Genomic DNA, 11,082 nt, shown 5'->3' on the forward strand with positions numbered 1-11,082 from the left:
GAGAGCCCCGTTTTTTGAGAAAATTAAGCAGCAGATTGCAATTATAAATGTGCCAATCTGTGGCATATAGTGTCCACTTTATTGACAGGAGTCCATTAAGTGTAACTTGATATAGAAAGAGCCGGGATGTTGAGCGCATCCCGGCTTTTCTTATATCATTATTGATCATGTGTTAAAGCGGCGGTAATTTCAAAGGAGCGTTTCGTCGCTTCGTGGTCATAAGCTTCGGTTGAGATCATAACTTCGTTTACTTTCGTTGTTTCAATAAAGTTCTCAAGTTGTTGTTTAATACGCGCTGCGTCACCAATATAGCTGTATTTCAACATTTCCTGTACAGCCATCTTTTCGCGGTCATGCCAGATGCCTTCCATTGTTTCGACCGGCGGCTGGGTGCGAAGTGATTGATTGCGCATTAAGTTTACAAACTTTTGATAAAGTGATGTGGCCAAGTATTCTGCTTCTTCGTTCGTATCAGCAGCGAGCACATTAATTGCTGCCATGGCATAAGGTTCATCTAAATGAGCAGAAGGCTGGAAGTTTTCGTGATACACTTTTAAAGCTTCCATCATCTGTGCCGGAGCAAAGTGTGCAGCAAAAGCGAACGGTCGGCCAAGCCGTCCGGCAAGTCTTGCACTGAAGCTGCTTGAACCAAGTAGCCAGACGGGTACATTGACACCGCGACCTGGGTAAGCTTCCACCCGCTGTGGCGCGTCAGCTTCGAAGTAGTTGATAAGCTCATTCAGCATCTCTGGAAACTGTTCAGCACCCCCGCCGCTCTGCCGAAGTGCGCGGGCGGTCAGTTGATCCGTGCCTGGTGCCCGTCCGATGCCAAGGTCAATACGATCGGGGTGCAGCGTTCCTAAGGTGCCGAATTGTTCAGCAATTGTTAGTGGGGCATGATTTGGCAGCATAATGCCGCCGGCACCGATACGGATCGATGAGGTGTGCTCGGCAACGTGGTTCATTAAAACCGAAGTGGCCGCACTTGCAATACCATCCATGTTATGGTGTTCTGCCAGCCAGAAGCGCTGGTAGCCAAGAGATTCAGTATGCTGGGCAAGGTCTGTGCTTTTATTCATTGCGTCGCGCATCGTATCGTCATGGGCGACAGGGGCTAAATTCAGTACAGAAAGTGGCGTTTGATTCAATTTATTCATGAAGAGCCTCCTTCACAAGGTTGGAAATTTTCTTTTCCCGCATTCGATTGTAGAGGTTTTATCGAATGAAGCCAAAAAAACTGCTTACCTAATAAATTTTTTTATTGTTTCGAATGTTTTCCTGTGATAAAGTGCAATGGTTCATGGTGTTACATAAATTTAACAAACCTACTTTTAAAAGCAATAGTTAATGGACGCAGGCACTATGAATCACTCGTTGCGGTTTTATAAATCAACGTGGTTCGGGCGTGAATAACCGGAAAAACATCATAAGAAGGAGGATGAAAGTTGAAAAGTATGATTCGAAAGTGGGGGATCGGCACGAAGCTGAACGTTGCCGTTTTATCCCTCATCGTTTTACTAGCCCTTGTTATTGCAGTTGTTACGCAGCAGCAAGTTGTCGGAGGTGTAGAAGAGGCGGCTGGAGAAAAGGCGGAAAGCGACCTGGAGCTTGCCAATTCGATGCTTGAAAATGTGGATGGTGGCGCTTGGGAAATTGATGACGGTGAATTGTATAAGGGTGATACTTTAATTGAAGAAAACGAAGATGTTGTAGATGAGATTGGTGACACTTCAGGCAGTCTAGTAACGATTTTTCGTGAACGGGAGCCGGTTACCACAACATTACTCATTGATGGCGAGCGCGCTTTAGACGCGCCGGCTGAAGGTAGAGCGGTTGAGGTGGTTTTAGAAGAAGGCAACCGTTTGTATGGGCAGGAAGATATTCTCGGTACAGATATGCAAACGGCTCATCTGCCGCTAATGAATGAAGACGATGACATTGTCGGAATGTTGTTTGTCGGTACATCTCAAGAGTATATTAATGATACCGTCAATTCGATTATGGGTGCTGTTTTTATTGCTTTATTTGTAGGAATTGCTGTCATTGGCGGGATCATTTTTTGGATGACAAGGCGCATGGGGGCGCGCTTGAATCATATGAGTCAAGCCTTGCAGCACGCCGGCGATGGGGATTTCACAACTGAAATTGATGATCGCTCTCATGATGAGATTGGTCAGTTGGCAGGTGCATATCATAATATGAAGACCAATTTAAAGTCACTTGTGCAACAAGTTACTGAAACGTCTGATCAAGTTTCTGCAGCCTCAGAGGAATTGACCGCAAGTGCCAGCGAGACGAGCAAAGCAACAGAAGGGATTGCAACTTCCACCCAGGAACTTTCAAATACATCGGAAAAGCAGGCGGCGCAATCTCACCAAGTGAAAGAGACAACTGCGGAAATTTCAGCCGGGATGGAAAAGATCTCAACGCATATTTCATCTGTGAACACAGCTTCGATGCAGTCTGCTGATAAAGCGGAAAAAGGAGAGCAAGTTGTGGCTGAAACGGTCAAGCAAATGGATGAAATTAAACAAAAGACCGATGAAAGCTCGCAAGTTGTCCGAAGCCTTGGGGAAAAATCAACGCAAATCACGCAGGTTATCCAGTTAATTACGGATATCTCAGAACAAACGAACCTACTGGCCTTAAACGCCGCGATTGAAGCAGCTCGTGCCGGCGAGCATGGGAAAGGATTTGCTGTGGTCGCTGATGAAGTTCGTAAGCTTGCTGAGCAGTCCGGGCAGTCGGCCGAGCAGATCCATAAAATGGTTCAAGACATCCAAAAAGACATTGATGTTTCAGTGTCATCCATTTCAGCCGGGCACGAAGCGGTTGAAACAGGTAAAGCTTACGTGGATGAAGCCGGAGAAGCTTTTAACGAAATCACAGCAGCGATTCAAAATGTAAGTGAACAGGTGAATGAAGTAACCTCCTTAGTGCAACATGTAACAGGTTATTCAGATACCATGGTGACAAACGCTGAAGAAACGGCAGAAATGGTTGAGCGTTCTGCTGAATATACAGAAAACATTGCAGCCTCTGCCGAAGAACAGCATGCTACCATGGAAGAAATCACATCAGCTGCAGACACACTCGCTCAAATGGCAGAGAGCTTACAGCAGTCTGTCCGTAAATTTAAAATTTAGTTTTAGTAAAATCCGGCCAGTGTAAGGTTTCAGACTGTCGAAAAAGAACAAAACCTAAAATTCACGGACAACTTACTGCTCCGATCTTCGCGGACGAACTTATTAAGAAGATAAAATCCGAAAAATGAACGTAACCTTCACCTCAGACGGACGTTTTCCCGAGGGCTTGCCTTCAGCTAACTTGTTCGAATGGAAATCATTCGAACAAGTGGATCTTCAGGCTGCGCTTGATCCTCTGGGAGTCGCCGTCTTTCGTTTCGGTTACTTTTAAATTTTGCGGATCATCAATCATCTCCAATGTATATGGTTCGTTTTACCTTTCAAGAAACGTCATGATGAAGTTGACTCATGTAGCTATTGCTTGATCAAAATTAATTCTACCTTTTATGACTATCGAATGACGCAAAGCTAACCATCATCGGCGATGCCTTCGCACAACAACGAGTGCGAAAATTCCGCAGGCAGAAAAGCGATGCCAGCCTTCGCTTTCTTAAAAGTTTGTCTACAAGTTGACCCGGCCGCCGCCGGGTTTTATTTTTAAAATGTTCTGTGAGAGGACATTCGCTAAATGAAGCGGTAAAATAACGTAAGGATCGAAAGGAGGAAGATGATGGTCAGTTGGTTGTACCCGGTTGTGCTAATGCTACTCGCAGCGAATGCTTTTCGCTATGTGATGCCTTTACTCGACGGAGAGGACATAGCTTCCTCGCTCATTATGCTAGGCCTCTCATTTGCTGTAGCTGTATTTGTAGTCGATAGCTGGATCAGGAATAAAAAGCGAACGAAAAAAGGTTGACGCAAAACTATCATTCGTTTTATGATAATTCCGGATGATAAATACATAATTTCCTTTGATCGTTCGTATATTCTTGATAATCGGATCGAGAGTTTCTACCGGGCGCCGTAACGCCTGACTACGTGCGGTATGCTTTTTTGTAGCCGCAGGTCAAGGTGTAACGGAGGGGTTTATCGTGAAGGAATGGTTTAAGCTAGAGGAGCGGAAGACGAACGTAAAAACCGAAACGCTTGCAGGTTTTACAACGTTTTTAACGATGGTTTACATCGTCGTTGTAAATCCGGCCATTTTATCGAGTGCAGGTGTTCCATTTGATCAAGTGTTCATGGCGACAATCATATCAGCGGTCATTGGTACACTGTTGATGGCATTTTGGGCGAATTACCCAATAGCGATTGCACCAGGTATGGGGATGAACGCGTATTTTGCCAGTGTTGTTGCAACTGAAGGATTAAGCTATGAAGTGATCTTTGGCACGGTAGTGATCGCCGGTTTGATCTTTTTTGTTTTAACACTCACCCGTGTGCGAGAGCAGCTCGTCCAAGCGATCCCTGATGCCTTGAAATACGGAATTACAGGTGGCATTGGTTTATTTATTGCATTTTTAGGTTTACAAATGTCCGGTTTAGTTGTACCTGACGAAGAGACTTTCGTGACGCTTGGAGATTTGCAGGCACCTATGGTTGTGCTTACGCTGCTTGGTTTATTTGTCACTTTGTTGCTTATGGCACGCGGGGTGAAAGGAGCTTTATTTCTCGGCATGCTTGTGACAGCCGGTGTTGGTTATGCGTTTGGCATGCTTTCTTTTACCGGTGTTGTGAGTGCGCCACCGGCCTTTACACTCATGGCTGCAGACGTAGCTGGTGTATTTACACATGGCTTGTACATGGTCGTGCTTGCTTTTCTACTTGTGACTATATTTGATACGACCGGGACAACGATTGGTGTTGCTGAACAAGCCGGTTTAATGAAAGAAGGTAAGCTCGACAAGGCAAAGCCGGCGCTTGGGGCTGATGCGGCAGCTACAACCGTTGGCGGTATGCTTGGTACCAGTCCGACAACAGCTTACATTGAATCATCCGCTGGAGTTGCCTCCGGTGGCCGGAGCGGACTAACCGGTTTAGTAGCTGCGGTGCTCTTATTATTGACCGTTTTTTTCTCACCGCTTGTTTCAGCCATCGCAGACTTGCCTGCCATTACGGCTCCGGTATTAATTATCGTCGGTTCTTTAATGATGGAAGGACTTTCACGAATTGATTGGAAAACGTTTGATGAAGCATTTCCGGCATTTTTAATCATCTTAATGATGCCATTAACATCAAGTATCGCAACAGGGATTGCCGCAGGTTTTATCGCTTACCCGGCAATGAAACTTGTAAGTGGAAAAGGGAAACAAGTACCAGTGATCCTTTATGTGTTAGCACTCATCTTTGCTGTACAAATGGTATTCTTCCCGGCGCATTAAATTGAAGCGTTGGATTTCATAGTGAAAATCCGGTAAAATTAAATGGCTGATATCAATTCGCAAAAACCTGCTCAAGCAGCAGGTTTTTTATGTTGCGCTTTACGATGGAGGGATGAAGGTGTTTACGTTTGAACAAGTGCTCGTTAACGGAATTATTAAGATTGATGATGCGCAAATTGAAGCTGGGAAAATCACATGTATTACCGGCCCGAGCGGCAGCGGTAAATCGACCTTATTAAAGGTGATGAACCGACTGCGAACGCCGGACCATGGCCGTATTTATTATAAAAATCAACCGATGGAAGAAATAGATCCAATTCAGTTGCGGCGTGAAGTTGTGATGCTTGCTCAAGATCCAGTGTTATTCGGTGATACGGTACGTGAGAATGCTGAGGCTGGTCGTGCTTTTGCTGAACTTGAAGAGGCAGATGAAGGCGAAATAAAGCGTCAGCTTGAAGCGTTTAGTTTGCGTCATAGTCTGGAGCAGGAAGCCAACCGGTTGTCAGGGGGAGAGAAGCAGCGGCTTGCCCTGGCACGGATGATGTTGATGAAACCGGAAGTTTACTTGCTTGATGAGCCAACATCAGCACTTGATGAGAAGCTTGAGTTCGATATTATGGGGCAGGTCGTGTCACAAGTGCAGCGTCAAGAAGGAACGATGGTGTTTATTACGCACAATCAACAAGTGGCAGAAACATTTGCTGATACCATTTTTGATGTAACCCCTTTTACGCTTCAAGGAAGTGATATCAATGAATGATGGCATTATCGATTTAACGCTTTGGCAGCTCGCTGCAGCTTACGGATTTGTCTTAATTTTACTTGCAATTGTAAAAGTACGCCGGATTCCACGGCAGAGAGAAATTTTAATTTCAACGATTCGGATGACGCTGCAGCTCCTTCTTGTGGGCTATATCTTAATGTATGTGTTTGAAAACCCAAATCCGTTCATCACGACAGCCATTGTACTAGTCATGGTCACCTTTGCCATTTATAATATATTTAAGCGCGTCCGGGGAGAGTTGTCTAAGCGGTTAAAATGGATGGTGGCGTATTCGATGCTCGGAGGGACAATTTTCAGCCTGCTTTATTTCAATTTTATCGTGATCCAGTTCTCGCCGTGGTATGATCCACGTTATTTTATCCCGATTGCCGGAATGATTATCGGGAATTCGATGACCGGGGTTACTTTGGGCGTGCAGACGCTGCTTGATGGTATGAAAGACCAGCGTCACCGGGTGGAAGCTGCTTTAATGCTTGGTGCGACGCCGAAAGAAGCGACAAGAAAGATTGTGAACCAGTCATTTGATTCAGCGATTTTACCGACGATCAATGCGATGGTCGGTACAGGGATTGTCTTCTTACCGGGTATGATGACGGGACAAATCCTTGCAGGTGTAGACCCGGTCATTGCGATTGAATATCAAATTGCGATTTTACTTGGTGTTTCTGGGGCTGTCGCATTAACGGTGATTATGTTTGTACAAAACGCTTATAAGGTATTCTTTAATGAGGCCTCGCAGCTTAAAAACGCAGATGATGAAATAGGAGGAGATTCAAAATGATCGAACACATCGTAATTATGAAGTTTAATGAAGCAACGACACTTGAGCAAATGCAAGAAGGGGCACGCCGTTTAGAGCAGTTAAAAGATGAAATTCCAGGGATTCTTGAAATGAAAGCAGGTATTAATTTTTCTGAGCGTAGCCAAGGTTTTGAGTTTGCGTTAACATCACGTTTTGAATCCAAAGAGGCGTTAGAGGCGTACGGACCCCATCCAAAACACGAAGAAGTCGTTGAATACTTAAATTCAATCGGCTTATCAGACAAACTAGCTGTAGACTTTGAGCATATCGATCCAGTGGTATAAGGAGAACGATCCGCATTATGTTCAAAAATGTTACCGCAATTGCACTAGGTGCCGCAGCAGGAACTTTGCTGCGGTACATTTTAAACTTATGGACGCTAGAGACGGGCTATCCGCTTGGGACGTTACTTGAGAATACAATGGGAAGTTTGGTGCTTGGTGCGCTTACAGGTTACTTTTTCGTGAAAGTTCCGGCAGAATGGTTGAAGCTTGGTTTAGGTGTAGGGTTGTGCGGCGGTTTTACAACCTTTTCTACATATGCTTCAGATACATTTTATTTAGCTTTTGAACAATCAATCTCTGCTGTAATGATCTATAATGGGATCACTTTGATCGGCGGCATCAGTTGTGCGCTGCTTGGAATGATTTTAGGGCACAAGCTTGCAAGCCGCGGGCACGTAAAGCGGGGTGAGCGTGCATGAACTTAATATTGTTGCTTGTTGGTGGTGCGTTAGGTGGTGTGGCACGGTACCTTGCCGGACGCTGGATCGGAGATCGTACTTGGCATGCGCCGTTTCCGCTCCCGATGCTTCTTGTCAATTTAGCCGGCGCTTTCGGGTTAGGGTTGTTTTTAGGTGGGATGTATGAAGGTGTTCCTTTAGGTGCCTATGAAGACCCGCTATTTTTATTTGTAGTCATTGGCTTTTTCGGGGCCTTTACGACTTATTCAACATTTAGTGTGGAGTCGGTTAAGTTATTAGAAGAGAAAAAATACGGGGCGCTTGCCTCCTATGTCCTGCTTTCAATGGCAGGGTCACTTCTGTTATTTGGTATAGGGTTCGTTCTCTTACTGTAATTGCTCGGGATCTGATTGTTAAACGCTTAAATTTAAAAAACTGCTTGCAAACGACAAAGTACAAAATCTAATATTCACGAACAGCTTAATGCTCCGAACCGCGGGCTGCCCTATAAAACCGAATCATGAACGTAACCTTCACGCCAGACGGACGCTTTCCCGAGGGCTTGGCTTCAGCTAACTTTTTCGATTTAATTGCAATCGAAAAAGTGGATCTTCAGCCTGCGCTTGATCCTCTGGGAGTCGCCGTCTTTTGTTTCGGTTACTTTTCAATTTAAAGATTACAAGCATTTTCAATGTATATGGTTTGCTTGATCGTTCATGAAGCATCGTCATGAAATGGATTCATGCAGCTATTGCTTGATCAAAAAACCTCTATCATCCATGATGCAAGGCTGACGAGTACCGGCGGCGACGCCAATAAAGCAGCGTGAGCCGAAAAGCAATTTCAGCCTCTGCTTTTCTTAAAAATTTGTCTACATACACTAAAGCCTGCCCGCAATAAGCGGACAGGCTTTTTTGAATTACAAGTATTGAATGAGCGACGTAGCAATTGAGAAGTAGATCAACAAGCCGATAACATCATTTAATGTCGTGATAAACGGACCTGAAGCAATTGCCGGGTCGAGCTTAAGTTTGTTAATAATAAGCGGAAAGATTGTACCTACGACTGTGGCAATACTTAATGAAATAAAGATTGATGTTGCAACGACGACTGCAAGCATTGGATTGCCATACAAAAATGAGACAAGAATAATAAGAGCAATTGCTGAAGCGACCCCGATCATCATGCCGGTTTGAAACTCACGGAAGATCGTCTTGCCGACACCTTTTTTATCGAGGACACCTGTTGCAAGGCTCCGGACAACAACGGCCAAAGACTGCGTACCCGTATTGCCGGCTGAGTCCATAATAAGTGGAATAAAGGCTGCTAAAATCGCAATTTCTTCAAGTGTGCCTTCAAACTGTTCAATGACGCCGGCAGTAATCATGCCAAAAACCATGAGCATAACAATCCAAGGTGAGCGTTTTTTCGCGGCTTGAAATGCAGTCACATTTTCGTCTGTAGCACCGCGGGCGGCAGAAATTTCACCAATATCTTCAGTAAGCTCTTCTTGAATAACATCAATGACGTCATCGACGGTAATGATACCAACAAGCTTACGCGTTTCTGTAACGACAGGGGCTGCAAGCAAATCGTATTTTTCAATCAGCTTCGCAACTTCTTCTTGATCATCAGTAACGTTTGCTGCAATCACGCGGGTGCTCATTAAATTTTCGATAAGCTCGTCGTGTGAATTAATGATTAAATCGCGAAGGGAGAGTACCCCCACGAGCGCTTCTTCATCATTGATCACGTACAAATAATAAATGGTTTCTGCTTCCGGTCCTTCCTTCTGCAGAAAAGCCATGACATCTCTCACTGTGTCTGTTGCTTTAATGCTTAAGAACTCTTTCGTCATAAGGGCACCGGCAGTTTCATCCGGATAGCTCATAAGTTCTTCAACTTCAGAAGCCTCTTCATCGTCCATCGTTTCAAGGACTTGATCCCGCATATTCTCCGGGAGCTGACCAATAAAGTCTGCTGCATCATCGGCGTACATCTCATTTGTGATGCCGGCTAAATATTCTTCATCAAGTTCTTTTGAAATTTCAAGCTGTTGCTCGTACTCCATTTCCTGGAATATATCAGCGAATTCTTTTGGCGTTAAAAACGTATAAATCTGCTTACGGTCAGAAGCGTTAAGTGTATCAAAAATGCCGAGTTGATCAATGGCGTGCAGATCTAAAAAACTTTCGCGAAACCCTTCTTGGTCGCCGGCTCGGAGTTTTTCAATGACATCATTTGCGTATTCTTCTCTCGTGCGTTCATCGAGCTTCTTCATGTGCTCACCCCTGTTCCTTCTTGTCTTCGTTCATGACGAGCTCTTACATTAGGATACCTACAATCACACCGGCCGAAACGTGATTTCGTAAATAAAAAGCACCGCCTCTCGAATAGAGTGGCGGTGCTTGTGCGCACATCAAAACAAACATGGGCTGTAAAACCCACGTGTGACGGTACCCTCCATTCGTAGAGCTTTGACACTGTGCGGATAGGATCGAATCCAACTGCGTTAGATGCCACCTTATCTCGATGACCTCTGTTAAACCCATTGGCGTCTTTGGACATTTCTGGGCAGCAGCATATCTCCTACACAGGAGCCTCACCTAACGAAGGCGTATGAATTTTTATGAAGTACATGGCTTATCATAAAGACTAGACACGCAGGATGTCAACAACTTTTTCAAAAAAAGGATGAAAGCTCATGAATGATCAAGATCTCGCGGCGTTAAAGGAGCGCTTAGAAGCAGTTACAGCTGGTGATGAAGAAAAGGACCGGAATTTTAAAGAAGAGACAACGAGTGAATTATCTGTCGTTGATAATCATCCAGGGGACACAGGTACAGAGTTGTTTGAGCGTGAAAAAGATACAGCGCTGCATGAACACCGTAAGCTTGCAAGACAAGATGCTGAAGCGGCCCTTGCTCGTATAGAAGCAGGAACGTACGGATACTGCACGGTGTGTGGTGAAGAAATCAAAAAAGAGCGGTTATTTGCCAACCCAAGTGCAAGTGAATGTATCGAACACGCCGGGCGCGGTGAAGATTGGATGCATCGTCCGGTTGAAGAAGAGGTGCAGCGGCCGTTTTCGGCAACAGGGTTTATTGATGAAGCAGAAGATCATACGTATTTTGATGCTGAAGATACGTGGAATACTGTAGCACGCTACGGCGCCTCTGATGACGGACAGCCATGGACAAAATCGCGTGGTGAAGAAGACAGTGAGAACATGGATGGACGTTTGTTTTGAGAGTTCAACAATAATATCTGCCGGTCGGTATGTTGAAAGACATCCGGCCGGTTGTAAATTCACATACTTTATACGTGATTTTAAATACTTATTTTTACAATAAGATAAGTCTATTTAACTGTGACTAATGTTTAAAATCTACGACTATGGTTGAATG

General features: G+C 44.7%; 10 protein-coding genes and 2 riboswitches. Of the genes, 8 read left to right on the forward strand and 2 right to left on the reverse strand.

Annotated elements, in window-relative coordinates; genetic code table 11:
* Positions 1 to 158: 158 nt before the first annotated feature.
* The gene (locus tag B0H94_RS08720; protein WP_106588874.1) at positions 159 to 1,157 is read right to left on the reverse strand and encodes an LLM class flavin-dependent oxidoreductase; all 999 of its coding nucleotides are present in this window, start codon (positions 1,155 to 1,157) and stop codon (positions 159 to 161) included.
* Between the two features lie 297 nt (positions 1,158 to 1,454).
* Between B0H94_RS08720 and B0H94_RS08725 the strand changes: the two genes are divergently transcribed.
* From B0H94_RS08725 to crcB, 7 genes are all read left to right on the forward strand, one after another.
* Complete coding sequence (locus tag B0H94_RS08725; RefSeq protein ID WP_146139941.1) at positions 1,455 to 3,146, forward strand: methyl-accepting chemotaxis protein; 1,692 nt, start codon at positions 1,455 to 1,457, stop codon at positions 3,144 to 3,146.
* Positions 3,147 to 3,985: 839 nt separating this feature from the next.
* Positions 3,986 to 4,083: riboswitch (purine riboswitch) on the forward strand.
* A gap of 31 nt (positions 4,084 to 4,114) precedes the next feature.
* Positions 4,115 to 5,407, forward strand: coding sequence for an NCS2 family permease (locus B0H94_RS08735; RefSeq protein ID WP_106589045.1), 1,293 nt, complete (start codon positions 4,115 to 4,117; stop codon positions 5,405 to 5,407).
* Positions 5,408 to 5,519: 112 nt separating this feature from the next.
* Complete coding sequence (locus B0H94_RS08740; RefSeq protein ID WP_106588877.1) at positions 5,520 to 6,167, forward strand: ABC transporter ATP-binding protein; 648 nt, start codon at positions 5,520 to 5,522, stop codon at positions 6,165 to 6,167.
* Positions 6,160 to 6,972 (forward strand): ABC transporter permease, encoded by an 813-nt coding sequence (locus B0H94_RS08745; protein WP_106588878.1) that lies wholly within the window; start codon positions 6,160 to 6,162, stop codon positions 6,970 to 6,972. The genes B0H94_RS08740 and B0H94_RS08745 overlap by 8 nt, the downstream gene beginning before the upstream one ends.
* Positions 6,969 to 7,277 carry a Dabb family protein gene (locus B0H94_RS08750; protein ID WP_106588879.1) on the forward strand — a complete coding sequence of 103 codons (309 nt, stop codon included), beginning with the start codon at positions 6,969 to 6,971 and terminating at the stop codon, positions 7,275 to 7,277. Before B0H94_RS08745 ends, B0H94_RS08750 begins: the two co-directional genes overlap by 4 nt.
* Positions 7,278 to 7,294: 17 nt before the next feature.
* A complete protein-coding gene (locus tag B0H94_RS08755) occupies positions 7,295 to 7,696 on the forward strand; it encodes a fluoride efflux transporter FluC (RefSeq protein ID WP_181315332.1) in 402 nt (133 codons plus the stop codon).
* On the forward strand, positions 7,693 to 8,070 hold the full coding sequence (gene crcB / locus B0H94_RS08760) for a fluoride efflux transporter CrcB (protein ID WP_106588881.1): 378 nt from the start codon (positions 7,693 to 7,695) through the stop codon (positions 8,068 to 8,070). The genes B0H94_RS08755 and crcB overlap by 4 nt, the downstream gene beginning before the upstream one ends.
* A 524-nt stretch (positions 8,071 to 8,594) precedes the next feature.
* On the opposite strand, the gene mgtE is transcribed toward crcB, so the two are convergent.
* Positions 8,595 to 9,956 (reverse strand): magnesium transporter, encoded by a 1,362-nt coding sequence (mgtE, locus tag B0H94_RS08765; protein ID WP_106588882.1) that lies wholly within the window; start codon positions 9,954 to 9,956, stop codon positions 8,595 to 8,597.
* Positions 9,957 to 10,130: 174 nt separating this feature from the next.
* A riboswitch (M-box (ykoK) riboswitch) is annotated at positions 10,131 to 10,296 on the reverse strand.
* Between the two features lie 83 nt (positions 10,297 to 10,379).
* Here mgtE and B0H94_RS08770 point away from each other — a divergent pair.
* Complete coding sequence (locus B0H94_RS08770; RefSeq protein WP_106588883.1) at positions 10,380 to 10,925, forward strand: TraR/DksA C4-type zinc finger protein; 546 nt, start codon at positions 10,380 to 10,382, stop codon at positions 10,923 to 10,925.
* Positions 10,926 to 11,082 lie beyond the last annotated feature (157 nt).

This window comes from Salsuginibacillus halophilus (assembly GCF_003014715.1).
GTDB classification, from domain to species: domain Bacteria; phylum Bacillota; class Bacilli; order Bacillales; family Marinococcaceae; genus Salsuginibacillus; species Salsuginibacillus halophilus.